This window comes from Novosphingobium chloroacetimidivorans (assembly GCF_014204535.1).
GTDB classification, from domain to species: Bacteria; Pseudomonadota; Alphaproteobacteria; order Sphingomonadales; family Sphingomonadaceae; genus Novosphingobium; species Novosphingobium chloroacetimidivorans.
The window spans coordinates 253,563-279,107 of sequence record NZ_JACHLR010000001.1 but is presented as its reverse complement, the minus strand read 5'-3'; the positions used below and the strand labels follow the sequence as shown (position 1 = coordinate 279,107).

General features: G+C 68.0%; 24 protein-coding genes and 2 tRNA genes. 12 read left to right on the top strand and 14 right to left on the bottom strand.

Annotated features, from left to right (window positions below):
• Positions 1 to 7: 7 nt before the first annotated feature.
• Positions 8 to 1,210 (bottom strand): sugar-transfer associated ATP-grasp domain-containing protein, encoded by a 1,203-nt coding sequence (locus tag HNO88_RS01315; protein WP_184241975.1) that lies wholly within the window; start codon positions 1,208 to 1,210, stop codon positions 8 to 10.
• A 32-nt stretch (positions 1,211 to 1,242) separates the two neighbouring features.
• Here HNO88_RS01315 and HNO88_RS01310 point away from each other — a divergent pair, with 32 nt between their 5' ends.
• Positions 1,243 to 2,385, top strand: a complete 1,143-nt coding sequence (locus HNO88_RS01310; protein WP_184241973.1) for a glycosyltransferase — start codon at positions 1,243 to 1,245, stop codon at positions 2,383 to 2,385.
• Here HNO88_RS01310 and HNO88_RS01305 read toward each other — a convergent pair.
• From HNO88_RS01305 to recJ, 4 genes are all read right to left on the bottom strand, one after another.
• Positions 2,309 to 3,613, bottom strand: a complete 1,305-nt coding sequence (locus HNO88_RS01305) for a lipopolysaccharide biosynthesis protein (RefSeq protein ID WP_184241971.1) — start codon at positions 3,611 to 3,613, stop codon at positions 2,309 to 2,311. The two genes, HNO88_RS01310 and HNO88_RS01305, sit on opposite strands and share 77 nt — an antisense overlap.
• Before the next feature lie 219 nt (positions 3,614 to 3,832).
• Positions 3,833 to 3,907 (bottom strand) — tRNA-Glu (locus tag HNO88_RS01300).
• A gap of 39 nt (positions 3,908 to 3,946) precedes the next feature.
• Positions 3,947 to 4,021: transfer RNA gene (locus HNO88_RS01295), tRNA-Glu, on the bottom strand.
• Between the two features lie 152 nt (positions 4,022 to 4,173).
• Positions 4,174 to 5,955 carry a single-stranded-DNA-specific exonuclease RecJ gene (recJ, locus tag HNO88_RS01290; protein ID WP_184241968.1) on the bottom strand — a complete coding sequence of 594 codons (1,782 nt, stop codon included), beginning with the start codon at positions 5,953 to 5,955 and terminating at the stop codon, positions 4,174 to 4,176.
• A 94-nt stretch (positions 5,956 to 6,049) separates the two neighbouring features.
• Here recJ and HNO88_RS01285 point away from each other — a divergent pair, with 94 nt between their 5' ends.
• Both HNO88_RS01285 and HNO88_RS01280 read left to right on the top strand, forming a co-directional pair.
• The gene (locus HNO88_RS01285; protein WP_246381114.1) at positions 6,050 to 6,523 is read left to right on the top strand and encodes a flavodoxin family protein; all 474 of its coding nucleotides are present in this window, start codon (positions 6,050 to 6,052) and stop codon (positions 6,521 to 6,523) included.
• Positions 6,524 to 6,579: 56 nt separating this feature from the next.
• Positions 6,580 to 7,299 carry a hypothetical protein gene (locus HNO88_RS01280; protein ID WP_184241966.1) on the top strand — a complete coding sequence of 240 codons (720 nt, stop codon included), beginning with the start codon at positions 6,580 to 6,582 and terminating at the stop codon, positions 7,297 to 7,299.
• Positions 7,300 to 7,306: 7 nt separating this feature from the next.
• On the opposite strand, the gene purN is transcribed toward HNO88_RS01280, so the two are convergent.
• Complete coding sequence (gene purN / locus HNO88_RS01275) at positions 7,307 to 8,263, bottom strand: phosphoribosylglycinamide formyltransferase (RefSeq protein ID WP_184241964.1); 957 nt, start codon at positions 8,261 to 8,263, stop codon at positions 7,307 to 7,309.
• 137 nt (positions 8,264 to 8,400) lie between these two features.
• On the opposite strand from purN, the gene HNO88_RS01270 reads away from it, so the two are divergent.
• Positions 8,401 to 9,447, top strand: coding sequence for an AI-2E family transporter (locus HNO88_RS01270; protein ID WP_184241962.1), 1,047 nt, complete (start codon positions 8,401 to 8,403; stop codon positions 9,445 to 9,447).
• 3 nt (positions 9,448 to 9,450) lie between these two features.
• Here the strand turns inward: HNO88_RS01270 and purM are convergent, their stop codons facing one another.
• The gene (gene purM, locus HNO88_RS01265; RefSeq protein ID WP_184241960.1) at positions 9,451 to 10,566 is read right to left on the bottom strand and encodes a phosphoribosylformylglycinamidine cyclo-ligase; all 1,116 of its coding nucleotides are present in this window, start codon (positions 10,564 to 10,566) and stop codon (positions 9,451 to 9,453) included.
• A gap of 71 nt (positions 10,567 to 10,637) precedes the next feature.
• On the opposite strand from purM, the gene HNO88_RS01260 reads away from it, so the two are divergent.
• From HNO88_RS01260 to HNO88_RS01245, 4 genes are read left to right on the top strand one after another with little or no spacing between them, the layout of a single operon-like run.
• Positions 10,638 to 11,930: a heavy-metal-associated domain-containing protein gene (locus HNO88_RS01260; RefSeq protein WP_246381084.1), complete on the top strand. Its 1,293-nt coding sequence runs from the start codon at positions 10,638 to 10,640 to the stop codon at positions 11,928 to 11,930.
• A gap of 13 nt (positions 11,931 to 11,943) precedes the next feature.
• Entirely contained in the window at positions 11,944 to 12,555 is a 612-nt protein-coding gene (locus tag HNO88_RS01255) for a P-loop NTPase family protein (protein ID WP_184241958.1), read from the top strand.
• A gap of 46 nt (positions 12,556 to 12,601) precedes the next feature.
• Positions 12,602 to 13,303 carry a serine O-acetyltransferase EpsC gene (gene epsC, locus HNO88_RS01250; protein ID WP_184241957.1) on the top strand — a complete coding sequence of 234 codons (702 nt, stop codon included), beginning with the start codon at positions 12,602 to 12,604 and terminating at the stop codon, positions 13,301 to 13,303.
• Positions 13,304 to 13,310: 7 nt separating this feature from the next.
• The gene (locus tag HNO88_RS01245) at positions 13,311 to 13,676 is read left to right on the top strand and encodes a DUF2794 domain-containing protein (RefSeq protein ID WP_184241955.1); all 366 of its coding nucleotides are present in this window, start codon (positions 13,311 to 13,313) and stop codon (positions 13,674 to 13,676) included.
• Positions 13,677 to 13,680: 4 nt separating this feature from the next.
• Here the strand turns inward: HNO88_RS01245 and HNO88_RS01240 are convergent, their stop codons facing one another.
• Complete coding sequence (locus HNO88_RS01240; RefSeq protein ID WP_184242387.1) at positions 13,681 to 14,589, bottom strand: SDR family NAD(P)-dependent oxidoreductase; 909 nt, start codon at positions 14,587 to 14,589, stop codon at positions 13,681 to 13,683.
• A gap of 137 nt (positions 14,590 to 14,726) precedes the next feature.
• Here HNO88_RS01240 and purS point away from each other — a divergent pair, with 137 nt between their 5' ends.
• Together purS and purQ are read left to right on the top strand one after the other, a co-directional pair.
• Complete coding sequence (gene purS / locus HNO88_RS01235; RefSeq protein ID WP_184241953.1) at positions 14,727 to 14,963, top strand: phosphoribosylformylglycinamidine synthase subunit PurS; 237 nt, start codon at positions 14,727 to 14,729, stop codon at positions 14,961 to 14,963.
• A complete protein-coding gene (purQ, locus tag HNO88_RS01230) occupies positions 14,960 to 15,640 on the top strand; it encodes a phosphoribosylformylglycinamidine synthase subunit PurQ (RefSeq protein ID WP_184241951.1) in 681 nt (226 codons plus the stop codon). Before purS ends, purQ begins: the two co-directional genes overlap by 4 nt.
• A 223-nt stretch (positions 15,641 to 15,863) precedes the next feature.
• Here the strand turns inward: purQ and glmS are convergent, their stop codons facing one another.
• Genes glmS through glmU form a run of 5 tightly spaced genes read right to left on the bottom strand, consistent with a single transcriptional unit; the run spans position 15,864 to position 20,758 of the window.
• Positions 15,864 to 17,687 carry a glutamine--fructose-6-phosphate transaminase (isomerizing) gene (gene glmS, locus HNO88_RS01225; RefSeq protein ID WP_184241949.1) on the bottom strand — a complete coding sequence of 608 codons (1,824 nt, stop codon included), beginning with the start codon at positions 17,685 to 17,687 and terminating at the stop codon, positions 15,864 to 15,866.
• Positions 17,688 to 17,702: 15 nt separating this feature from the next.
• Entirely contained in the window at positions 17,703 to 18,083 is a 381-nt protein-coding gene (locus tag HNO88_RS01220; protein WP_184241947.1) for a PIN domain-containing protein, read from the bottom strand.
• Positions 18,080 to 18,463, bottom strand: coding sequence for a CopG family transcriptional regulator (locus HNO88_RS01215; RefSeq protein ID WP_184241938.1), 384 nt, complete (start codon positions 18,461 to 18,463; stop codon positions 18,080 to 18,082). Before HNO88_RS01215 ends, HNO88_RS01220 begins: the two co-directional genes overlap by 4 nt.
• A 40-nt stretch (positions 18,464 to 18,503) precedes the next feature.
• Positions 18,504 to 19,355 (bottom strand): TIGR00266 family protein, encoded by an 852-nt coding sequence (locus tag HNO88_RS01210; RefSeq protein WP_184241936.1) that lies wholly within the window; start codon positions 19,353 to 19,355, stop codon positions 18,504 to 18,506.
• 14 nt (positions 19,356 to 19,369) lie between these two features.
• The gene (gene glmU, locus HNO88_RS01205; RefSeq protein WP_184241934.1) at positions 19,370 to 20,758 is read right to left on the bottom strand and encodes a bifunctional UDP-N-acetylglucosamine diphosphorylase/glucosamine-1-phosphate N-acetyltransferase GlmU; all 1,389 of its coding nucleotides are present in this window, start codon (positions 20,756 to 20,758) and stop codon (positions 19,370 to 19,372) included.
• Between the two features lie 60 nt (positions 20,759 to 20,818).
• Here glmU and HNO88_RS01200 point away from each other — a divergent pair, with 60 nt between their 5' ends.
• Both HNO88_RS01200 and HNO88_RS01195 read left to right on the top strand, forming a co-directional pair.
• Positions 20,819 to 21,490 (top strand): HAD-IA family hydrolase, encoded by a 672-nt coding sequence (locus HNO88_RS01200; RefSeq protein ID WP_184241932.1) that lies wholly within the window; start codon positions 20,819 to 20,821, stop codon positions 21,488 to 21,490.
• Between the two features lie 83 nt (positions 21,491 to 21,573).
• A complete protein-coding gene (locus HNO88_RS01195; protein WP_184241930.1) occupies positions 21,574 to 22,458 on the top strand; it encodes an isocitrate lyase/PEP mutase family protein in 885 nt (294 codons plus the stop codon).
• On the opposite strand, the gene HNO88_RS01190 is transcribed toward HNO88_RS01195, so the two are convergent.
• Positions 22,459 to 25,305 (bottom strand): M16 family metallopeptidase, encoded by a 2,847-nt coding sequence (locus tag HNO88_RS01190; protein ID WP_184241928.1) that lies wholly within the window; start codon positions 25,303 to 25,305, stop codon positions 22,459 to 22,461.
• Positions 25,306 to 25,545 lie beyond the last annotated feature (240 nt).

The following is a 25,545-nucleotide window of genomic DNA, read 5'->3' as shown; positions in this document are numbered from 1 at the left end:
CACTGGTTTACTCGCCGCCCGCGACTCTTTTGTTGCGAGACAAAGGCGCTTTTCTTGCAATCTGCTTTCTCGCCAGTTGCAGCTTCAGCAGTTCGCCGTAGCGCTGTCCGCCAAGCCCGGCGCGGCCTGCGCGCTGGGGCATCAGCACGCCGGGCTTGCCGTTGCCCTCGATCAGCACCGGACCGCCGGGTGCGAACCCCACGTCCCAGCCGACCAGGGCGTAGTCGCGGAACGCACGTGCATGAGCGCTGGCGACCAGCGCCTTGGCAGACGCCCAGTCGGGCACGATGCGACCGACGATCGCGGCGCCGGTCACCGGATGGGCCATGTAGTCGCCGCCACCGTATCCGGCGCAGGCGAGGCCCAGCGCTCCGCTCTCCAGGTCAATCGAGCCGAGCAGGCCGCCGGCCTTCATGTTGTCGACCTGGGCCGCCGGATCGGACGGCATCCGCAGCACGGCGTTCACGACCTCGGGGGCGCCGCGCTCGTTGAGGATCGTGGTCATGCGCGCTGTCGGCAGAGCGTTGAGCGCGAGATCGCGCAAAGCCTCGTGGGTGGCGATCCGCTCCTGCACCAGCCAGGCGCCGCGCCGGCCATCGAGTAGCTTGCGTGCCCAATGCGGGTCGCGAGGATCGGATGGGGTGACGAAGGCGACGCCACGCCCGCCTTCCCCGCGCGCCGGCTTGATCAGGAGCGGCTGGCCGGTCCAGTCATCGATGACGTGGACGCGCCCGTGTTCGAGCCTGGCCAGCACGCGTGGATGCGGGAGGCCGTGCTTGGCGCAGCGGGCATAGAAGCGGATCTTGTCCGCCAGCGCGCACTCCGCACGCCACGCTTGCGGGTTGACGATCTTGTTGAGCGCGGCGTCTTCGAACCGGCGGATATAGCTGTCGAGCGCGTCGCCGTGCTCGATCCGGAACAGCGCAAGGTCGTTGGGATCGGCGAAGTGGCGGCGGGCGATGGTAACGGCGCGTTGCCGCCACTCGTCGTCGAGCCCGAACTTGCGCTGAACGCTGCGCGCCCTGGCCGGTACCCAAGCGAGGAAGGCGGCGCCTACGACCGCGTCGAGCACGGCACGGGCGACGCCGCGGTCTCGCCGGCGCTGCGCATAGTGCTTCGCCAGGAACGCGCCCGAGCGGGGCGCCAGGACGCCCGGATACAGCGCATAGGCCTTCTTGGTCCGGTACCACAGTTCGGTCGGTGACATCATTGCGACATGCTGGCGGGCGAAGGGCCATGCCCATGAAGATTGCCATCTACGTGCAGGACATGCGCGCGAGCGGCGTGGTGCGCACGATGATCGCGCTCGCGCAACGCCTCGCGGCCACGGACGAGGTCGTGCTGCTGGCGGGCCACGCGAGCGGGCTGTTCGGTGCGGCCGATGTCGTCCCTGCGCGCTTCGTGGCCGCGCGTGCGGAGGCGCAAGGCAGACTGCCCCGCCTGACGGTGGTGCCGGACTTGCGCCTGGCCCTGCGCGAGTTGAACCCGGACGTGGTCCTTTCGGGAGGCAACTTCGGCCACTTCAGCATCTGGGCGGCCACCCTGGGGCTGCGTCTGCCGGTGGTCTACGTCTTCAGCAATGCGATGGAGCGACAGGGGCAACCCTGGCGCACCCGCTGGCGGCGCTTCTGGAGCAGCTTGCTGGTTCGCGGCGCGGGAGGAGCCATCCTGGTCGGAGCCAATCTTGTTCGCAGCAAGGTCTTCGCAAGTCATGTGGCGAGTGGGCGTGCGGCGTTCGTGCCCAACGGTATCGACCTGAGCGCCGTTCCGCAGCCGACGGGCGCAGCGCCCGAGCCGATGCGAGGGGCCGAGCCGGTGGTGCTCTCCATCGGTCGGTTGCAGCCGCAGAAAGGCTTCGAGAGCCTGATCGCAGCCATCGCCACGGTGCGGCGCCAGCGCCCCGTCCGCCTTGTGGTGCTGGGCACGGGCTCGACCAGCTATCGGGAAGCGCTCCTCGCGCATGCCGAGGCCTTGGGCGTGCGCGAGCATGTGCTGTTCGCGGGCACGACGGACGACGTCTACCCGTGGCTTAGGGCCGCGCACGTGTTCGCGCTTGCCTCGCGCTGGGAAGGATCGTCGATCGCGCTGCTCGAGGCCATGGCGGCGAATACGCCGGTGGTCGCCAGCGTGACGGCCGGCGATGCCGCCCAAGTCCTGGAGCACGGTCGCCATGGCGTCCTTGTCGATCCGGAGGATGCCGAGGCGTTCGCCGCGGCGCTGCTGCGCCAGATCGACGATCCCGTGCGTCCCGGTGCTCGCGTGCGTGACTATGACCTGCCGCTGATGGTGCGTGCCTATCATGACGTGCTCATACAGGCGCTTGCGAGGGCGAAGGGTGCGCGCGAGCCGACGCGCTCGGCTGCCGGAACACGCCCCAGCCGGTGAGCAGGAGCGCTGCGAGGCTCCCGCCGAAAGTTGCCCACGCGCCGCCGACGACACCGAAGCGCGGCAGCAGCAGCACGAGCAATGCGACCAGCGCTCCCGTCGAGACGAGGCGCAGCCAGAACGCGGCGCTGGTCTGCCCTCGCGCCGTCATCGCCGGTTCGAAGGCGAAGCCCACGAGGTCCAGCCCCGCTGCCCCGACGAGGATCACCACCGGCCAGTAAGCGCCCGAGAACTGGCGCGTGGCGATCAGATGCAGCAAGGGCTCACCCAACAGCGCCGCGATCCCGACCATCGCCGCTGCCGCGATGCCGGCGACCAGCGTCAGTTGCCGCAGCAGCGCGCGATCGGAGCCTGTGCTGCTGGCCTCGACCAGTTCCGAGTACGCCGCGCGCGAGAAGGTCTGGGTGGCTTTGGCCAGCGCCTGGGCCAACTGTGCCGCGACCCGGAAGAGGCCGGCTGCGGCAGGGCCGCTGAAGGCGCCGATCAGGATCAGCGTGAATTGCTTGGCCGTCATCGTCAGCGTCGAGGACAAGTTGGTCATCAGCACGAAGCGCCAGAAGCCCGGCTCCTCGCGCACGAACCGCTTGAGGTCCGCGGGGGCGAGGCTCAGCCGGCGATGCTTCATCGCGGTGCGCCAGGTGACCGCTGCCGTGACGAGCTCGGCCGCGGCCCAGGCCCACAGGAGGCCGGCAACACTCGGCAGCCACAAGGCAGCGGCCAGCGCGCCGAGCGTGCGCACCGCGGGCAGGGCAGCATCGGCCACGGCGGCGTCGCGGAAGCGCTGGTCGAGCCGCAGCACCCCCGTGGGAGTGGAGCGAACCGCGATCAGCATCGCCGCGCAAAAGCCGAAGGCGGGCAATCGCAAATCGTCTGGCAGTCCTACCCACCGCGTGGCCAGCACGATCACACCCAGCGCGATGAGGCAGCCCAGGGCCGCGGCGGCAAAGTCGAGCACGGCGGCGACACCGACCACTCGGGCCAGCGCGCGCTCGTCCTGCGCCGCCAGGGCCTGCGATCCATAGCGCACCACGAACTGCCAGGTCTGGAACCCGACCAGCGCCGAAATCGCCTGGCCGACGGCGACCACCAACGTGAACTTGCCGAAGTCGACCAGCCCAAGGGTGCGCGTGGCGATGGCGAGGTAGGCGATGCTGAGCACGGCCTGGAACCCGCGCCCGGCCATCAGCCACCCTGCGTTGACACCGACCCGGCGGAGAACCGGGCTCAAGCGCCGGTCCTGGATGTTTCGGTGCCCGGGTTCCGGGCGCTCAGCAGTGGCATCACCGTGATCACTCGAAGCGCTTGCGGTGGCGCTGCATGTGCCGGTCGATTGTTACGGTGATGTGGCGAACGCACGTCGTCGGTGATCGCGTGTCCTGCACGGCGGCCGAGCGGGTGTGCTGATGAGGAGAATAGCGTCGCATCAACAACCTTGTTGTCGATGCCATGGTGACCCCTACGAGAATCGAACTCGTGTTTCAGCCGTGAGAGGGCCGCGTCCTAACCGCTAGACGAAGGGGCCATGAAGCCATGTATCTGTTCCCGCAACCGGCGCACGAGATGGTGACCCCTACGGGAATCGAACCCGTGTTTCAGCCGTGAAAGGGCCGCGTCCTAACCGCTAGACGAAGGGGCCATTCCCGTGCTGCGCCGTTTGCAGGCCCGCGCCTTTAGGCAAGGCTCGCAGGGGGGTCAAGCAGGTTTCTCGAGGGTGCGGCGATTATGTGCCTGAGGGGCAATCTCGTGGCGACACCGCAACCCGCCAAGCGACGAGGCGAAGCGCCCGACCTAGTCCGCCCAGGCCGCATCATCCAGCAACAGCTCGGCTTGCGGCCTGGCGCCCCAATCGTCGATCTTGGCCCGACCGGCGAGCCACAACCGCCGCCCTTGCGAGGCGTGCAGCAAGGCTTGTCCCATGTCGCTCTCGGCCGCGCGGAAGGCGATCGCCTTGATCCGACCGCCATCCGGGCCGCTGGCGATGACACGCACGTGATCGTTGCCCACCACGTCCACCTTGACGAGCCGCACGGGGCCGACCGCGACCTTGGGGCCGGGCCAGCCCATGCCGAACGGTCCCGCATGATCGAGCGTCCCGACCAGCTCCGGCGTGAGCCCGCCCGGAGCGAGCGCGAGGTCGAGCAGGACGGAGCGATTCTCGCCCGCCGCGGCGACATCCCGGCCGAGCCGCGCGTCGAGCCAGTCGGCCAAGGCTGTGAGCTTGTCCGGGGCGATCGTCAGCCCCGCCGCCATGGCATGACCGCCGCCGGCGACCAGCAGGCCTTCCTCGCGCGCGGCGATGATCGCTGCGCCAAGGTCGACGCCGCTGATCGAGCGGCCCGAGCCCTTGCCGTATCCGGCATCCTCGTCGAGCGCGATGACGAGCGCGGGCTTGCCGGTCTTCTCCTTCACCCGCCCCGCGACGATGCCGATCACGCCCGGGTGCCAGCCATGTCCGGAGAGCACGAGCACGGCGCGGTTGTGCTGGCTGGCGATCTGCGCCTCGGCCTCTTCCTGCACCGCCTGTTCGATGGCGCGGCGCTCGTCGTTGAGGCGTGAGAGCTGCGCGGCAATGTCGCGCGCTTCGTCCGGATCCTGCGTGGTCAGCAGGCGTACGCCTAGCGTCGATTCGCCGACCCGCCCGCCTGCGTTGATGCGTGGGCCGAGGGCGAAGCCCAGGTCGCTGCAGGTCGGCGCGCGCGACAGCCGGCTGGCGTCGATCAACGCCGACATGCCGATGTTCTCGCGCTTGGCCATGACCTTGAGGCCTTGCGCCACCAGCGCGCGGTTGAGCCCGTGGAGCGCCGCGACATCCGCCACGGTGCCGAGCGCGACAAGGTCGAGCAGCGAGAACAGGTCCGGCTCGCGGCGAACCTCGAACCAGCCGCGGCGGCGCAGCGCCCGCACGGTGGCGACGGCCAGCAGGAAGGCGACGCCGACGGCCGCCAGGTGGCCATGCCCGGCGGCGATCACGCCTTCGTCGAGGCGGTTGGGGTTCACCAGCGCGGCGGCGCGGGGCAGTTCGGCCGAGCACTTGTGGTGGTCGACGACGATCACGTCCACGCCGGCATCATGCGCCATCGCCAGGGCCTCGTGCGCCATCGCCCCGCAGTCGACGGTGACGATCAGGCTGGAGCCTTCGCCGGCGATGCGCACCAGCGCCTCGCCCGAGGGGCCGTAGCCTTCGAGCAGCCGGTCGGGGATGTAGTAGCGCGCATCATGGCCGAGGCCGCGCAACAGCAGGATCAGCAGCGCCGCGCTGGTGGCGCCGTCGACGTCGTAGTCGCCGTAGACGGTCACCGTCTCGCCGGACATCACCGCCTGCGCCAGTCGCTCGGCGGCGGCATCCATGTCGCGGAACTCGGAAGGGTCGGGCAGGAAGGCGCGCAAGGAAGGCGTGCGGTGACGCGCCAGATCATCGCGCTCCACTCCGCGCGAAAGCAGCAGTTGCGTGACGATGTCGTCGAGCCCGGCATTGCCGGCGCTGAGGTCCATGTTGCCGCCGCGCCAGCGCCAGGTCTTGCCCGAAAGCGAGCGGTCGACGCCGAAAACAGGATGGGAGAGGGAGGTCATGTGTGCCGCCTGTCTTAGTGGCTCGGCAGCGGAAAGTCTTGCCCTGTGCCGTCTGCGCGAGGCACTTGTCCCACATGATCTCGCGCACGAAGCCATGCTGACGATCGTGTGGCACAGCCGCACCGGCGGTGCTGCGGCCATGGCGCAGGCGGTTGCCGAGGGTGGCGGCCGCGAAGCGCGGCTGATCGCCGCCGACGATGCGACGCCGGAACTCCTGCGCGGCGCGGGAGGCTACGTCTTCGTCGCGCCGGAGAACCTGGGATCGCTGTCGGGTGCGATGAAGGAGATGTTCGACCGCTGCTATTACCCGCTGCTCGGACGTGTCGAAGGTCGCGCCTATGCCACCGTGATCGCCGCGGGATCTGACGGGCACGGGGCGCAGGCGCAAATCGATCGGATCGTCACCGGTTGGCGCCTGCGCCGCGTGGCCGACCCGATCATCGTGAACTTCGCGGCGCAGACACCCGAGGCGATCCTCGCCCGCAAGGAGGTGCCGCAAGACGCCTTGACCGCCTGCCGCGAACTGGGCGAGGCGATGGCCGAGGGCTTGCGGCTCGGCATCTTCTAGGCTCGACGCGCGCGGGTTGTACGGGCATGCTGCGGCGCGTGGTGGATGGGGCGGACATGATCGACAAGGTACAGCATGCGGGCGCGGGGCTGTCGTTCCTGTTCGAGGCAGGGCAGCGGCCGGATGCTGCCGTGCTGCGCTCTGCACTGACCAGCTGCCAGGCGCAGGCGCAGATCACGCGGGAGGAACCCGGAGCGCTTGAGATCGTGGCGAATGGTCTGGCGTTCGAGTGCCAAGGCCTCGCGCCGTGCGAGGCAAACCCTGTCGGCTCGCCAAGTGCGACATATGGGTTCTCGCCCGAGCCATCGTTCGACGGTCTGGAAGCGGTGCAGCTTCATCCTGGCGCACATCTATCCGGCGGGCTGACGCTGGCTCCGGTGACTCGAGCCTTGCTGGCGCTCTCGGCCGAACTGGCGGTCGCCCTGCCGGTGCGCGCGGTCGTGTGGCATCCAGCGGACGCCGCGATCGAGCCGCAGCGCTTCTCGCGCTCCGTCCTCGCCTGGCTGGCTGGCGGCGCCTTTCCCGCGCTGGGGCTGACGGCGCTGACGCAACTGGGCGAGGGGATCGTCGTCAGCCGCGGGCTGCGCCACTTCGCCGGCCAGGAGGTGACCGTGCGAGCGGGTGCCGAGTCCCTCGCTGTCGCCGCCGGCGCGGTCGATCGCATCGTGCGCCAGGGGGCGCCGTCGTCGATTACGGAGTGGGTGCTGGACGGTCGGCCGTTCCGGGCCGAACCTTCGCGCCATGCAGGTCAGATCCTGGTGTGGCCGGCCGATTAGCGAGGGGCTAGAACTCGTCCGCCGCATCCAGCAAGGGCGTCAGCTTGCGCGGCGCGACCGAACGCCACGATCGGGCGAGCCACTCGCCGATCGAGTCCCAGTCGTTGTCACCCAGGTCGAGCCGAATACCCAGCCAGCCATCGCCGAAGTAGGCAGGGCGAAAGTATCGCTCCCCATCCTGGTCGATCAGCTGCGCCTGCTCGTCCACGCCGCTGATCTTGACCAGCAGGGCGGTGCGGCCATCGCCATGGTGGTCGACCGAGACGTAGGCGAACTTCTTGCCCTTGATCACGCCGAAGCAGGCCAGGCCATGGCTCACCGTCTCCTCGGCTTGCGGCAGGGCCATCGCCCCTTCGCGCACTTGAGACAGAAGCCACTCGGGCGAACTCTCGCGCGTGACGAGGTCGGCGAGGCAGCGGGCGTAGAGCTGGTGCTCGGCGATGAGGACGCGGCCGGCGAGCGTCTCTGGCGTGTCACCGGGCATGATCGCGACGGGCGTCTGGCCCAGGATCGGCCCGCAATCGAGCTCCGCCGTCACCAGGTGAACGGTGACCCCGCCATGGCTGTCGCCCGCTGCGATCGCCCGTTCGTGCGTGTGAAGCCCGGTGTACTTGGGCAGGAGCGAAGGGTGGATGTTGACCATCCGGCCTTCCCAGCCCGCCACGAAGCCCGGCGTCAGGATGCGCATGTAGCCCGCGAGCGCCACCCACCGCGCGCCGCTCGCTCGGATCGCCGCATCCATCGCGGCGTCGTGATCCTCGCGCGCCATGCCCCTGTGCGAGAGCGCGAATGTCGGCACGCCTTCCGCCTCGGCAAGGCGCAGGCCGCCCGCGTCGGGCTTGTTGCTGGCGACGAGCACGAGTTCGAAGGGGCAGTCTGCCGCGCGGCTGGCATAAAGCAGGGCGGCCATGTTGGTCCCGCTGCCCGAGATCAGCACCGCCACTTTTTCACGCGGCGCGCTCATCGATGCGCCACCTGGCGGAACAGCTTGGTAGTTCCGTACGTTTCGCGCGTCATGGCTGGCTCTCCCCGTTTCCTGGCGCACGTCCCGGCTGCATCGCGCTGCCCCTATGCTTTTGCCGCCAGCCGGGCAACCCGGTGATGCAGGCGCCCTTCAAACCGTCGCCTGAAGACCTGACCTACTTGCGCCGACTGGGGTGGACGGTGCTGATCGCCGCCATCCTGATGATGGCCTGGCGCGCGTCGGACCTGCTGCTGCTGGCATTCGGCTCTTTGCTGGGCGCAGTGATGTTCCGCAGCGCTGCGCGATTGATGCAGCGCATCGGCGTGCGTAACTGGAGCGTCGCGATGGGGCTTGGCACCCTGCTGGTGCTCGCGGCGTTCGGCGCCATCGGTTACCTGCTGACCGTGCAGTTCGGCACCGAGTTGGGCGCGATGCTGAGCAATCTGCCGGGCACGCTCGAGTCCATCGAGCGGGGCCTATCCACCACCAAGGTCGGACGCGCGGTCGTCCAGGCGGGAGAAGCCGCAGCCGGCGGCAGCAAGATTGCCGACAGCCTGAGCGACCTGGTCCGTGGCGCGGGCGAGATCCTGCTGAACTTCGTCATCGTCATGGTCGGCGCCATGTTCATCGCCGGCAACCCCAGGCCCTATCGCAATGCCGTCGTCTTGATGACGCCGCCACCCGCCCGTGCGACGATGCAGCGTGCGCTCGACGAGATGTCGCTGGCGCTGCGGCTGTGGCTGAAGGCCAAGCTGATCACGATGACGATCATGGCCGTGGTGATCGGCGGATCGCTGTGGATGGCCGGCCTCGAATCATGGGCGTCGCTGGGCCTGCTCGGCGGCTTGAGCGAGTTCGTACCCTATGTCGGTCCGGCGGTGGCGATGCTGCCCGCCATCGGCCTCGCTGCTTCGGAAGGCGGCGACGTCGTCTGGCACACGGTGGTGGCATTCCTCGCCGTGCGGGTTATCGAAGGCTGGCTGCTGACACCGTTCATCAACCGCTCCGTCGTCAGCATCCCGCCGGCGCTGACTCTCTTCACCATCCTGGGCGTGGGTGCGGTCTTCGGGGTCTATGGCGTGTTCTTCGCCGGTGCGCTGCTGGTCATCGCCTTCGTCGGCGTGCGCGAGTTCTACCTGCGGGACACGCTAGGCGAGGACATCGACGGAGTTCCACGGGATTGAACGTCAGGCGTCGTGCCCGGCGCTCCAGGGCTCGCGGGCGGACCAGGTTTCCGCGCTCCCACTGACCGTGCACCCGCGCTGACCGGCCCGGATCTCGCCGATCCTGAACACCGTCTCGCCGGCCTGCTCCAGATCGGCGGTCACACCGGAGACGTGTTCGGGCGCGACCGACAGAACCATGCCCACGCCGCAGTTGAAGGTGCGCGCCATCTCGGCGGGCTCGATATGACCTTGCGCTTGCAGGAACGCCATCAGCCGCGGCTGCTCCCAGGCATCGGCATCGACATGCGCGCGCAGCCCCTCGGGCAGCACGCGCGGAATGTTCTCCAGCAGGCCACCGCCGGTAATGTGCGCCAGCGCGTGGATCTTGCCGGAGCGGACCAGCGGCAGCAGGCTCTTCACATAGATGCGCGTGGGCGCGATCAGCGCCTCGATCAGCAGGACATCGCTATCGAACAGCGCCGGACGGTCCAGCTTCCAGCCCTTGTCCGCGGCGAGGCGCCGGACGAGCGAGTAGCCGTTCGAGTGCACGCCCGACGAGGCGAGACCCAGCAGCACATCGCCCTCGGCCACCTTGTCGCCGGTCAGCTGCTGCCCGCGCTCCACCGCGCCGACGCAGAAGCCGGCAAGGTCGTAGTCGCCTGCCGCGTACATGCCCGGCATCTCCGCCGTCTCGCCGCCGATGAGCGCGCACCCGGCGATGCGGCAGCCTTCGGCAATACCGGCGACCACGCGCTCGGCAATGCCGTTCTCCAGCTTGCCTGTGGCGAAATAGTCCAGGAAGAACAGCGGCTCGGCGCCCTGAACGATCAGGTCGTTGACGCACATGGCGACCAAGTCGATGCCGATCTGGTCATGCCGATCATGGTCGATCGCCAACTTGACTTTCGTGCCCACACCGTCGTTGGCGGCGACCAGCAGCGGATCGGAATAGCCGGCCGCACGCAAGTCGAAGAAGCCGCCGAAACCGCCAAGTTCGGCGTCCGCGCCGGGGCGGGCGGTCGCCTTGGCCAACGGCGCGATCGCTTTCACCAGCGCGTTGCCGGCGGCGATCGAAACGCCTGCCTGGGCGTAGCTGTAGCGGGTTTCGGGGCTGCTCTGCGCGGGTTCGTCGGACATGGGGAGCGCGCCTAACGCTTTACCGCTTGGATTTCCATCGGCGTTTGGGCAAAAGGCGCGCGGCTTCCACAATGACCACCGCACTTTCCCCCACAAACCTGCGTGCGCGCATTCTCCAGGCCGGGCCACGGGGCCGGGCAGGGCTGGCGATCGGTGCGGCGGCGCTGCTGGGCGTCGTGGCGTTCGGCGCCTCGCGACTGATCGCCCAGGTGGAGGGTGACCGCGGCATCCTGCCGGTGGCCAACTCGGTCGACATCCAGGTCAACGGCATCGTCGTCGACGTCACCGGCAAGACCGGAGCGGAAGCGCGGGTCGAGGGCTGGAAGCAGGCCGAGAAGAAGGCGTGGGAAAAGCTCAACGGCCCGGCCATGCCGATCGAGGCGATCGACGCGATGGTTTCCTCCGTGGTGATCGAACGCGAGCAGATCGGCCCGCATCGCTACGTGGCCCGGCTCGGCGTCATCTTCGATCGCACCAAAGCCGGCCAGTACGTCGGCGGCGGTGAGGGTGGCGGGGTCCACTCGGCACCCATGCTGGTAATCCCGGTGCTCTACTCCGGCGGTGTGCGCCAGGTCTTCGAGGTGCGCGGCGCCTGGCAGAAGGCCTGGGCCGAGTTCCAGGCCTCCGCCAGCCCGGTCGACTACGTGCGGCCTGCGGGCTCGGGCGGCGAATCGCTGATCCTCACCGCTGGGCAGCCTGGCCGACGCAGCCGCCTGTGGTGGCGCAACATCCTCGACCAGTTCAACGCGGCCGACGTGGTCGTGCCTGTTGCCAGGCTGGAGCGGCAGTGGCCCGGCGGACCCGTGCGCGGCACCTTCACCGCGCGCTATGGGCCCGACAGCAAGGTTTTGCAGACCTTCACCATGAGCGTCCGCAACGACGAGGCGGTGCCGCAGATGCTGGCAAAAGCGGTGGAGCGGATCGACGGCATCTACCGCGATGCGCTGATCCGAGGCGAGCTCATGCCCGATCCGACGCTTCTCAGCGGCCGCATCGCCTTCGACAATGCGCTGGCCGAGTTGCGGACGCGGTTGATGGAGCGCGATGTCGACAAGGCACCGCGCCCTGCGCCGACCGCGCCCTCGGCCGCTCCTACGATCACGCCGGAACCCGTCGCGCAGGCCGGAGTGCAGACGGTGACGGTGCAGTTCGCGTCTCCAGATGCCGCGGCGGTGGACGCAGCGCTCTCAGCCGTGCGCGGCGCGCCCGGTGTGCAGAATGCCGCGACCACTAGTCTGGCGATCGGCGGCATTTCGGTGATGCGCGTTGCAGTCTCCGGCGGGCAGGGTGCGCTGGTTTCGGCGCTGCAGGCGCGCGGCTGGAAGGTCGCGGCGAGCGGCAGCGTGCTCAGGATCAGCCGCTAAGGCGCGTCCGGCCATGCGCCAGATCGCTCTGCCATTGACGCTCACCGGAAGCGGCGCACCGCGCATCGTGGTCGGCAACGCCAACGCGTCAGTCGTGGAGGCCTTGCGCGATCCCTCGCGCTGGCCCTTCCGCACCGCCGTGCTCTCGGGCGAGCCACGCTCGGGCAAGTCGCTCCTTGCCCGATGGTTCGGCGAGAGCGGCGGCGGGGACGTACTCGACGATGCGGACCGTATGGCCGAGGCCGAGGTCTTCCACCGCTGGAACCGTGCGCAGGAAAGCGGCCGGCCGCTGCTGGTGGTCACCGCTGCGCCGCCGGGCGAATGGCGGATCGCCTTGCCCGACCTCGCCTCGCGTATGGGCGCTGCCCTGCCGCTGCGCATCGCCGCGCCGGACGAGGCGATGATGGCCGAGCTGCTCGCGATCCACGCCGAGATGCGCGGGCTGGTGCTCGATCCCGCGGCGATCGGCTACCTTGTACCCAGGGCCGAGCGTAGCCATCTGGGCGCCGAGCGGCTGGTCGAAGCGATCGACCGGCTCAGTCTGGAACGCAAGCACGCACCGACGTTATCGATCTGGCGCGATGCGGTGAACGAGACTACAGGGGCCGCCCGTAACGCAACCTGACCCGTGCAGGTTGCGCCGCAATGCGTTTGGTAGGAGAAACGGGGCGATGCTGAAGGATCTGATCCGCTACCTCGACTCCATCGTCGCGCGCGATCCCGCACCGCGTTCGCGTTGGGAGGTGCTGCTGTACCCTGGCGTCTGGGCGCTGTTCTGGCACAAGGTCGCGCACCGCCTGTTCAAGGCGCGGCTGTTCTTCCTGGCGCGCGCGATCAACCACATGTCGCGCATGTTCACCGCGATCGACATCCATCCAGGCGCCACTATCGGCCGCAACTTCTTCATCGACCACGGCTTTTCGGTCATCGGCGAAACCGCGGTGATCGGCGACAACGTGACGATCTACCAGGGCGTGACTCTGGGCGGCACCAATCCCACCAACGGCAAGGCCGGCAAGCGCCACCCAACCCTTGAGGACAACGTGATCCTCGGCTCGGGTGCGCAGATCCTCGGGCCGATCACCGTCGGTCGCCGTGCGCGGATCGGCGCCAGCGCCGTCGTGACGGAAGACGTGCCCGAAGGCGCGACGATGATCGGCGTGAAGGCACGCTCCACTCTGGTCGCCGCCGAAACCTGGGCCAAGGAATTTATGCCCTACGGCACCCCGTGCAAGGAGCCGTGCGAGCCCTCGGGCGTGCAGCGCGTCGAGCTGCTCGAGGCCGAGGTGGCACGCTTGCGTGAACAGGTGGGCTTGCTGCTGGAGCATGCCTCGGCGCAGGAGCAGGCTTCCACGAACATGACGGGTACCTGATCGCGCGATGGCTTCACCTGCAGCCGGACCACCGGGCGCCAACGTCATCGCCTTTCCAGGCAGCCGGGCCGAGCAGGTCGGCTTCGATCGCGCCGAGCTGCAGCGTATCCTCGACCTCTACGGCCGCATGGTCGCGGCAGGGCAGTGGCGCGACTACGCCATGGATTTTGGCCGCGATGCCGCCAACTTTTCTGCCTTTCGCCGCGCGGCCGAGCGTCCTCAGGCGCGCATCGAGAAGCGCCCGGCGTTGCGTGGCAAGCAGGGCATGTGGACGCTGTTCGGCGAGGCAGGCCAGGTCCTGAAGCGCGGTCATGAACTTGCCGGCGTACTGGTCCCCTTGGAGCGTCGTCTGCTCAAGGTGGTCGAGGATTGAGGCCCTAGCTCTCGCGCGCTCGACCCAGCAGCGCGAGCATGTGGTGGGCCTGCTCCAGCCCGTTGTGCACCGGTTGGCCGGGCCCCTGTGCGGCAATCCGCTCCCACGCTGCCGCGACGCCTTCGACCGAGCGCTCTTCCGGCCGCAGAAGCACGCCATCACCCATCGTCACCCAGCCGCCTTGCACCACGCCGGCGCCGGCGCTGACGATCTCGCCGTTGGGCGCGTCCTTGCTGACCAGGAACAACGCCGCCGGGACGACGTGCTCGACACTGAAAGCATCGAAGGCGCTATTGGGAAAGATGTCCTCGGTCATGCGCGTGCCCGCCGCGGGCGCGATGCTGTTGACCCGGATGCCGTACTTGGCGCCTTCCAGCCGCAGCGTGTTGGCAAGGCCCACCACGCCCAGCTTGGCCGCGCCATAGTTGGCCTGGCCGAAGTTGCCGCCCATGCCCGAGGCGGAGGTCGTCATCAGCACCCGGCCGTAGCGCTGCTCGCGCATCACGTTCCACACCGCCTTGGTGGCGAACGCGCTGCCGAGCAGATGGACGCGGATCACGGCTTCGAAGTCGTTCGGCTCCATCTTGGCGAAGGTGCGATCGCGCAGGATGCCGGCGTTGTTGATCAGGACGTGGATGCCGCCCCAGGCCTCCATGACGCGGGCGGCGAGCGCTTCCATCTGCGCGAAGTCGGAAACGTCGCTGCCATCCGCGAGAGCCTCGCCGCCAAGCTCACGAATTTCGTTCGCGACGGACTCGGCCGCATCGGATCGCCCGGTACCATCGCGCGCTGCACCCAGGTCGTTCACCATGACCCTGGCGCCGCGCCGTGCCAGTTCCAGCGCATAGGCACGGCCGAGGCCATTGCCTGCGCCCGTCACGATGGCGACCTGATCGTCGAAGCGAATGTCCATGTCCGCCCGGGATGGCATGCAAGGGTGTGCGGTTCAATTGCAAAGCGCGTGGGCGCAAAGCGGGCGCACGCCTTGCCCCGAATCGCAGCCGGGGGCATAGGCGGGCGCAATCTTGCGCCAATGCGAAAGGCCCGGCGATGAAAGTGCGTGTCCATGTCAGCCTGAAGCCCGGTGTGCTCGATCCGCAGGGGCGGGCGATCCACCACTCGCTGGAGGGACTCGGCTTCTCGGGCGTCAACGACGTGCGCGCCGGTCGTTTGATCGAGCTGGATGTGGACGAAGGCATGTCCGACGACGCGCTCGACGACATGTGCCGCAAGCTTCTCGCCAACATGGTGATCGAGAACTACCGTATCGAGAAGGTCGCCGCATGAGCAGCTTTCGCGGCGCGGTGATCACGTTTCCCGGCTCCAACTGCGACCGGGACATGGCCGATGCGTTGGAGAAAGTCTCGGGAGCCGCATCGCTGCGCGTCTGGCACGGCGATGCCGAATTGCCGGAGCACCTCGACTTCATCGGTGTGCCGGGCGGCTTCTCGTACGGTGATTATCTGCGCTGCGGTGCCATCGCCTCGCGATCGCCGGTGATGCGTGCGGTGATCGAGGCGGCGGATCGCGGCGTGCCGGTGCTGGGCGTGTGCAATGGCTTTCAGGTGTTGACCGAGAGCGGCTTGCTGCCGGGCGCGCTGCTGCGCAACTCCGGCATCCGCTTCGTCTGTCGCGAAGTGCCGCTGGTGGTCGAGAACACGCAGACGCTGTTTACCGCCGGGTACGAAGCCGGTCAGACGGTTCGCCTGCCCGTCGCGCATCACGATGGCAACTTCTACGCCGACGACGAGACGCTCGATCGCCTGGAAGGCGAGGGCCGCGTCGCGTTCCGCTATGCCGAGGACGTGAACGGCTCGGCTCGGTCTATCGCGGGCATCCTGAACCAGGCCGGCAATGTGCTGGGCATGATGCCGCATCCCGAACGCGCCATCGAATCGGCGCATGGCGGCAGCGATGGCCGCGCCTTGTTCGAAAGCGCGATCAAGGGTTTGGTCGGGGCCTGACGGGTTCCTTTTGTCGTCATTCCCGCGAAAGCGGGAATTCATCTCCAGACCCGTCCGCAAACGCTCGGCGAGTGCGTCGCGGTTTTCCCGCAAGTGCCTCCTGTCGACAAGTCATTGCTCGCACCGACGGCTCGGGAGATGGATTCCCGCTTTCGCGGGAATGACGTAGAAGATGGTGCGAAGCTAAGTCCTCAGCGTGGCCTGTGGGCACCAGGCGCCCGCCTCACTCCACCGTCACGCTCTTCGCCAGGTTCCTTGGCTGATCGACGTCCGTGCCCTTCACGCAGGCCACGTGGTACGCCAGCAGCTGCACCGGCACGGCATAGACCAGCGGCGCGATCAGCGGGTGGACCTTGGGCATCTCGATCGTCGCTATGCAGCCTTCCCCCGCTTCGGCGATGCCGTCCGCGTCCGAGATCAGCACCACCTTGCCGCCACGCGCGCGCACTTCCTGCATGTTGCTGACGGTCTTCTCGAACAGCGGCCCCGAAGGCGCCAGGACGATGACCGGAACCGCTTCGTCGATGAGGGCGATGGGGCCATGCTTCATCTCGCCCGATGCATAACCTTCGGCGTGGATGTAGCTGATTTCCTTCAACTTCAACGCGCCCTCGAGCGCGAGCGGATAATCCGGTCCCCGCCCGAGGTAGAGCACGTCGCGCGCCGGTGCGATGAGGTGCGCCATGGCCGCGATCTCTTCGTCATGGTTGAGCGCGGCGTTAAGGCAGGAGGGAACCTCGACCAGATGGCGGACCACCTCGATCTCCTCTGCGCGATCGATGCGCCCGCGCAGCACCGCGAGGTGCGCGGCAAGCGCGGCCAGCACGGCAAGCTGGCAGGTGAACGCCTTGGTGGAGGCCACACCGATCTCCGGCCCGGCATGCGTGGGCAGCAACAGGTCGGCCTCGCGAGCCATCGAGCTGGTCGGCACGTTGACGACCACGGCGATCGTCTGTCCCGCTGCCTTGCAGTGGCGCAGCGCCGCCAGCGTGTCGGCCGTCTCGCCGGACTGGGAGATGAACAGCGCCAGACCGCCCGGCTCCAGCACCGGGTCCCGGTAGCGGAACTCGGAGGCGACATCGATGTCGACCGGCAGCCGCGCGAACTGCTCGAACCAGTATTTGGCGACCATGCCGGCGTAGTAGCTGGTGCCGCACGCGACGATGGTCACGCGGTTGATCGTGGAGAGATCGTAGTCGATCTGCGGCAGCGCCACCGACTGGTCGGCCTGGCGGACGTAGCTGTTGAGCGTCTGCGCCACGACCGTGGGCTGTTCGAAGATCTCCTTCTGCATGAAGTGGCGGTAGTTGCCCTTCTCGATCGCCACGGCGGAAGCGCCCGACGACACGATCTCGCGCTCCACGGCATGGTTCGATGCATCGTAGACTTGCGCGCCATCTCGGGTGATTACCACCCAGTCGCCTTCCTCCAGGTAGCTGATGCGCTGGGTCAGCGGCGCCAGCGCCAGGGCGTCGGAGCCGAGGTAGGTTTCGCCGTCGCCGTAGCCCACGACCAGCGGCGAGCCGAGGCGGGCGCCGATCAGCATGTCAGGAAAGCGTCGGAAGGCGATCGCCAGGGCGAAGGCGCCGCGGAGTTCCGGCAAAGCCTCGCGCACGGCTTGTTGAGGCGAAAGCCCGCCTTCGACCAGTTCGGAGATGAGGTGGGCGACCACTTCGGTGTCGGTCTGGCTCTCGAACCGGCGACCGCGCGCTTCCAGGCTGTCTCGCAGCTGCTTGAAGTTCTCGATAATGCCGTTGTGCACCAGCGCCAGTTCGCCCGTGGCATGCGGGTGTGCATTGGCCGCAGTCGGGGCGCCGTGGGTGGCCCAGCGGGTATGCGCGATGCCGGTCGTCCCGGGGGCCGGGTCGACGACCAGCTCCTTGACGAGGTTGAGCAGCTTGCCCTGCGCGCGTCTGCGCACGAGATCGCCGTCATGCAGCGTGCAGACGCCGGCGCTGTCGTACCCGCGGTACTCCATGCGGCGCAGGCCATCGACCAACCGGTCCGCCACGTCCTCCTTGCCGACGATGCCGATGATTCCGCACATGGTGAGCTGCTTTCGCTAGAGAGTATAAGGTACGCGGATGCCTGGCATCTCTGCCGGGAAATCCTTGGTATTTCGTGTAACGAGGATGCGTCCACGCACTTGCGCGCTGGCGAGGATCACGGCGTCGGGCGTACGTAGGCGCGGCCGCTCGCGGCGCAAGGTGGCGGCGCGCGCGGCGATCTCGGCGTCGAGTTCGTCTATCTGGAAGTTGGCTAGATAGTCCTGCGCTGCATGGACGGCAGGGCCGTCTCCCTTCGACAAAACCTCGATCCAGGCCATGCGGCTAACCCAGGCTCGCGCGCCACCGGCGGTGGCACGCTCCAGCTCAACTATCGCCGGCTCGCGATCGAGAAGGGCATCGATGATGATGTTGGCGTCAAATGCAAAGGAAGTCACGATGGCTTGGGCCGGGGGACGCGCGGTCCGAAGGCTGCTTCGCCCATGACTTTGCGATAGTGCTCGTGCTCGCGGTCATCCTGCTCGTCGAACAAGTCCGGGTATTCGGCTCTTATTTCCTCGTAAGCGTAATCCCAAGGACGTGTGGTTGCTGCGCTTTCGCGTCTCTGCCACTCCACCGCATCGCCGATATCGGTCCGATGCTTCCAAGCGCCGGCACCTTTTCTGATCCAGTCGTTGTCATCGGAAGGCTCCGCCTGCGCCTTGTAGGTCGCCACCGCCTCACGCAGAACGGACGCGCGCGACTTGCCCTGCTCGGACGCGCGGGCATCGAGCCAGCGGATATCCTCGTCGGGCAAGTCGGCCAGAATGCGAGTCATGGGGCAGTGATATCATAACATGATATCACACACAATCGCCTCAGTCGTCGCCACCGATGATCGCGCCGATCCCGCCCAAAGCGCCGAGACCCAGCAGCGAGGTTTCGCCGCGGTTCTGCCCACCCATCGGCATGGCAGCGGCCATCATCCGGCCTGCCAGGCGCGAGAACGGGAGCGACTGGATCCACACCTTACCCGGTCCGCGCAGCCGCGCGAAGAACACGCCTTCGCCGCCGAAGAACATAGACTTGATCGAGCCGGCGCGGATCACGTCGAAGTCGACGTCGGCGGTGAAGGCCGCGACGCAACCGGTGTCGACGTGCAGTTCCTCGCCCGGCGCCAGCTCGCGCTCGATCACGGTGCCGCCCATCTGCACGAAGACCCAGCCGTCTCCGTCGAGGCGCTGCATGATGAAGCCTTCGCCGCCGAACAGGCCGGTCATGATCTTCTGCTGGAAGTGGATGCCGATCGAAACGCCGCGCGCGGCGCACAGGAACGCATCCTTCTGGCAGATCAGTCGGCCGCCGACGCTGTCGAGCCGCAGCGGGACGATCGAGCCGGGGATCGGAGAGGCGAACGCGACCCGGGCCTTGCCGCTGCCCTGGTGCGTGAAGACGGTGGTGAACAGGCTCTCACCCGTGACCAGTCGCTTGCCGGCGCCGAGCAGCTTGCCCATGAAGCCGCCGCCACCCTGATCGGCCGACCCGTCACCGAAGACGGTGGTCATGTCGATGCTGGAGTCCTTCCAGACCATCGCGCCGGCCTCTGCAACCGCGCTCTCGCCCGGATCGAGCTCGATCTCGACGAACTGCAGTTCCTGACCCTTGATCTCGAAGTCGACGTCGTCGCTGACGGCGCTGTTGCGGCTGTGCTGCCATGGGCTGTTCGGCATGGTCTTGCTCCTTGCTACTTACCGGACTTCTCGGCCTTTTTCTTCTTCATCGCGTCGTGGAAGCTGTCGGCCCAGCCGGGCTTCACCAGCTGCTCCGCGCGTACCAGGCGCAGCTCGCCATCGCCCACATCGCGGCTGACGGCGCTGCCGGCGCCGACGATCGCGTCCGCGCCGATCCTGACCGGAGCGATCAGCGCGCTGTTGGAGCCGATGAAGGCGCGTTCGCCGATCACGGTCTTGTGCTTGAAATAGCCGTCATAGTTGCAGGTGATCGTGCCCGCGCCGATGTTGGCGCCGGCACCCACTTCGGCATCGCCCAGGTAGGTGAGGTGGTTGGCCTTGGCGCCTTCGCCCAGCACCGCCTGCTTCATCTCGACGAAGTTGCCGACCCGCGAGCCCTTCTTGAGGACGGCGCCGGGGCGCAGCCGTGCATAGGGTCCGATCGAAACGCCGCTCTCCAGCGTCGCGCCTTCCAGGTGCGAGAATGCGTGGATGACAACATCGTCGGCCACGCGCACCCCCGGGCCGAACACCACGTTGGGTTCGACCGTGACGTCGCGACCGAGCTGCGTGTCCCATGAGAACCACACCGTCTCCGGCGCGATCAGCGTGGCGCCGTCCGCCATGGCTTGGGCGCGGCGCTTGTGCTGCCAGCGCGCCTCCGCCTGCGCGAGTTCGCCGCGCGAGTTGATGCCGGCGACTTCGTCGGAATCGTCGGTGACAGCCACGGCGCAGGTGCGGCCATCCTCGTTCGCGACGTTGACGATGTCGGTCAGGTAGTATTCGCCCTGCGCGTTGTCGTTGCCGACGCGATCGAGCAGCGCGAACAGATCCTGCGAGCGCACTGCCATCAGCCCGGAATTGCAGAGCCGGGTGGCGCGCTGCTCAGGTGTCGCGTCCTTGTGCTCGACCATGCGCTCGATGCGGTCGCCCTGCGCGATTATGCGTCCGTATTGCAGCGCGTCCTCCGGCTCGAAGCCGAGCACGACCACCGGCGGCTGGTCGCCGCCGTGAAGCCGATCGAGCATGGTCCGCATCGTCTGCGCGCGCACGAAGGGAACGTCGCCGTAGAGGATCAACACGTCGCCGGAGAACCCCTCCAGCGCAGTCTTGGCCTGCGCCACGGCGTGACCTGTGCCCAGTTGCGGCTCCTGCAGCGCGATCGTGGCGCGGCCGCCAAGTTCACGCTCCAGCTGCTCGCGCCCGTGGCCGGCGACCACCACCTGGCGTTCGGGCGCGAGCTGCGCGGCGTTCTCCAGCAAGTGCTCCAGCATCGGCCGTCCGGCGATCGGGTGGAGCACCTTGTGCAGGTCGCTCTTCATGCGCGTACCCTTGCCCGCGGCAAGGATGACGATGGCGAGCGGGGTCGGCATCGCGGGCGGGGAGGGTGCGGCTGAAGTCATGTGCCGCACTTGCCAGCAAATGCTTGCCGATTCCACCACAAGCAGCCACTTGCCGGATCGATGACAGACTTCCCTTTCGACATCGTCGGCTTCGACCTCGACGGCACTCTGCTCGACACCTTGGGTGACCTCGCCGCGGCAGTGAACCATGCTCTCGCGCTGGAGGGCCGGACCGACATTCCGGTTGAGCAGGTGCGCGGTCTGGTCGGTGGTGGATCGCGCAAGATGCTGGCCCGCGCGCTTGAGGAGACCGGCGGCGCGGTGGCCGAGGCTCGCTTCGAGGAACTCTCGGCCGCGCTGCTCGATTTCTATGCCGACAACATCGCGGTGCACACGCAGCTCTATCCCGGCGGGGCGGAGATGCTCGACGCACTGGCGTCCCGTGGAGTGAGGCTGGCCCTGGTGACCAACAAGCTCGTGCGGCTCGCGGTGAAACTGCTGGCGCAGCTTGGCCTCACCGACCGGTTCTATACCATCATCGGCGGCGACACCCTCGGTGATGGCCGCGCCAAGCCCCGGCCGGATCTGCTGCTCGAGATGGTGACGCGGGGCCAGGGTGGCCGCGCAGCCTACGTCGGCGACACGACATACGACACGCGGGCGGCTCAGGCGGCCGGGATTCCCTGCGTGGCCGTGCGCTTCGGCTTCAACGACCTGCCTGCCGACCAGCTGGGCGCGGCCGCCGTCATCGACCACTTCGATCAGCTGGTTCCCGCGCTTGAACGCCTCTGAGCACGGCAAGAAACGCCGAGGCGATTGCGCCTCGTGCCGCCTCGTGCGAGCGTCTGCCGGAACGATACTTGGGAGATGGGACGATGCCTGGACAAGGTGAGAAGCTGCGCGCGCTGATCGAGAAGGGCGAGCACTTCGTCGCGGGCGACACGTTCTCCGCGCTGACCGGCCGGATCGTCGAGCATGTCGGATTTCCCGCGGCTTACCTGGGTGGGCACGCCTGCAGCGCCTTCCACTACGCTGTGCCCGACAACGGCGTGTACAGCCAGGTCGAGCAGATCGAACAGGCGAGCCGCATCGCCAACACCATCAGCATCCCCCTTATCGCCGATGCCGACACGCTGGGCGAAACGGTTGCCGACGCCTATCACTACACCCGCCGCTATATCCAGCAGGGCATTGCCGGCTATCACGTCGAGGACGAGCGCAATCCCAAGCACGGTCGACTGGTCAACGGGCTGTGGTCGATCGAGGACCAGCAGGCGCGCATCGATGCGGGCGTGAGGGCTCGGCGCGACAGCGGCCAGGACCTGGTGATCATCGCCCGGTGCGACGAGCTCTATCCCAGCGAGGCCGGTGGCGGTGGGACCGGCAGCATGGAAGAGGCGATCCGCCGTGGGCACGCCTACGTCGAAGCTGGCGCGGACGTGCTGTTCTATCCCCCGAGCCCGGCGCCGGTGGCGGAGCTGGTCAAGGCCTTCGGCTCCACGGTTCCGATCGCGACCATGGGCTTCACAGTGCCAGGCACGGCCTTCAACATGGCGACGGGTGGCTGGGTCGTCGCGGCGGTCAACCACCTGAAGATGGCGCGCGAGCTGATGGAAACCGGCTCGGTCGCCAGCGCGGGAGAAGCCTTTGCCAACTTCTCGGAGAAGTACGAGTTGATCGACCAGCACTTCTACGATGACCTGATCGTCGACTGGGCCGAGAAGACCGGCCGCGAGACCCGCCCCAACCACGCGCGCTGATCAGGCAGGCGGTTCGGTCACTCCGTTGGGCAGGACCAGCACTTCCAGACCCACCGCCGGATCGAGGTAGCGAGCGGCCATGGCTTGCACGTCCTTGACGGTGATGCCCGAGAGCCGTTCCTTCGCGCGCGCATAGCGGTCGAGCCGGTCGGGCTGGCTCTGTGCGCGATCGACGAGGGAGAGCCAGCCATCGTTGGACTTGAGGCCGTTCTGGAACCCCTCCAGCAACGGCTGGCGCGCCCGCTGCAGGACATCGGCATCCACCGGTGTTTCCCGCAGCGCCACCAGCGTCTTGCGGATTGCCGCCCGGGTCGCGGCGATGTCACGCACGTCGATCGAGGCGGCGATGCCGAAGGTGCCATAGCCGCTCCAGGTGCGTGACAGCGAGCTGGCCGCGCTTGGCGAGTAGGCGCGGCCCAGCGCTTCGCGCAAGGTGTCGGTCAGTTCGATCCGCACCACACGCTCGAGCAGTTCGAGCTTCAACGCTTCCACCGGATCGGCATCGTCGCGCGTGGGCCAGGTCAGCCGCAGCAAGGCCTGGTCGGCGGGACCCGAGTGGCGGACGATACGCGGACGGCGATCGGCGGTGAAGGTGCGGGCGGGGCGGTCCCGTCCATCGTGGAAGGCCGGCTCGCGCACGGGCAGGGCGCCGAGCGTCGAGGCGACAAGCGCGATCGTCTGGTCTTCGTCGATGTCGCCGACCACCCCGACCTCGATCGCCCCGTGCGCCAGGCGCTCGCCGACGTCGCGCTTCAGCTTGGCGAAGGTCAGCGCGCGGTAGGCCTTCACGTCCTGCAAGGTGAAGCGCGGGTCGCTGTCGGAGAGAATGCCGCCGAGTTCCGCGCGCAGCGCCGAGTTGGGAGTCGCCCGCAACTGTTCGAAGTAGTTGTTCATGTTGTGGCGGTACTGGACCTCGCCTTCGCCGCGGTAGCCCGGATCGGTGAGGAAGGCGCTCCACAGCTGCAGCTGCAGTTCCAGATCGCGCGGCGTGGTCAGGGCATCGGCATCGAAGCTGTTTTCGCCCGTTCCGAACGAGTCCGCTACGCTGCGCCCGGCCAGGATCGTCTGGAGATCGTCGGCGCTGTGCTTGCCGAGGCCGCCCTCGTCGAGGAACGGCATCATCTCGGTCGCCAGCGGGTTCGCCTTGGTGTCGAGCCTGTCGCCGCCATCGACGGACAGGCTCGCGCGCACGCGGTCCTTCTCGATGGCGGTGCGCTTCAGGTTCAGCATGACGCCGTTCGCGAAACGCACTTCGCGGACGCCGAGCGTCGGTTCGCGAACATCGGACACCACCAGACCGGCCGGGCCGAAGTCGGTGTAGCCGAACCCGGCGAGGTCGGTCGAGCTCTCCTGCGCGACTTCGGCTTTCATCGCCTCTTCCCACGCGGCGCGGATCGCCTTTGCGCCGCCAGCGGGCTCGTAACGGCTGCGGAAGCGGATCAGCGGATCCTCGATCTCGACGGCCTCGCGCTGCATGGCCGCCAGGACCGCTTCGGGGGTGATCTGCGGCACCAGCGTGCGGAAGCGGGCGAGGGCGTCGGCAGGGAGCGAGGGCACCACGCGATCGGTCACCAGCGCGAGCGCGACGCCGGTCAGCGCGGCGTTGGTGCGCGTGTCGGACGAGGCGGCGGCATCCTCCAGCGCGGTGCGGATATTGGCCACTTGCTCGGCGACCTCGGCCTTGCTGAAGCCGTAGATGAGCGCGCGGCGATATTCGCGCGCGGCGGCGATCAGTCCGCGGCGCCACTTGCGATCGACGGTGTCGACGATCAGCCTTGTCGAACGGCCCGCCTCGAACACGTTGCCGGCGCCGAAACCGGCGCCCCGAAACGGCGGATCCTCCTGGCGCGAGAGCCGCAGGAAACGGCGATTGACGATGTCGTAGCCGATTTGCCGCAGCAAGCTCTCGCGGCGCTGCGCGACCGTGTCCGGCTCGTCCAGCCACGGACCGCTGCGCACCATCGTCACTCGCTCGGAGACGGCCGGGTCGATATAGATGGTGGTGCGACCATGGTCCTTGGTACGCACCGGGCCGGCCACCGGTTGCAGCTGCGCCTTGCCGGGCTGCCAATCCGCGAAGTGCGAGCGGATCGTGCGCTCGACCAGGGTGGGATCGAAGTCGCCGACGACGACGAGCGTCACCTTCTGCGGAATGTACTCGCGGCGGTAGAACGCGCGCAGCTGCTCTGCCGTCGCGGCATCCAGCGTCTTTGCGGTGCCGATCGGAAACCGTTCCGCAAAGCGCGAGCGGGGGTAGAGGAATTGCGTGCTCGCGATGGTATCGCGCAACTGCCAGGTGTTGCGATCGCGCATCTCGGCCAGGATCACGCCACGTTCGCGCGCCACGGCGTCCGGCGCGATCGTCAGCTCGCTCGCCGTCTCGCGCATGAGCATGAGCGCGGTGTCGAGCAGGGCGTCGTCGTTGGTGGGCAGGTCGAGCTTGTAGAGCGTACGGTCGAAGCTGGTCGAGGCGTTGGTGTCCGCACCGAATGCGAGACCATGGCGCTCGAGCAGGCGCACCATCTCTCCCTCGGCGACGTGCGTGCTGCCATTGAACGCCATGTGCTCGACGAAATGGGCGTAGCCGCGCTCCTTCTTGCTCTCGTCGAGCGAACCCACGGCCACATCCATACGCACCAGCGCCGTGCCCGCCGGATTGGCATTGCGGCGGATTACGAAGCGCAGGCCGTTGGGCAGCCGGCCGAAGCGGAAGGCGGGGTCCGGGCGGATGTCGCTGCGCTCGAACGCCCACTGCGTCTCGCGCGCAAGCTTGTCGGCGTCTTTCGCCAGAGCGGGGGGGGAGAGCAGGGCGGAAGTGGCGAGGAGGACGGCAAGGCAGGCACGCATCTGGCGTGACCTGCCCGAGTGAGTTCGGGAAAACAAGCACCTGTTAGGGATAAGCGAGTGGGAGAAGGTGGCTGTAGATGCCAGTCTTGGTCGTCCGGCAAGATTGCACGCCAGCCACGAACCAAGAGACAATCGAAGGAACTTCCGTCGCCCCCGCGAAGGCGGGGGCCCCGCTTTTATGCTATTCTACGCAGCACAGCAAAGGCATCCAAGCTAGCGGGGGCCCCGCTTTCGCGAGGA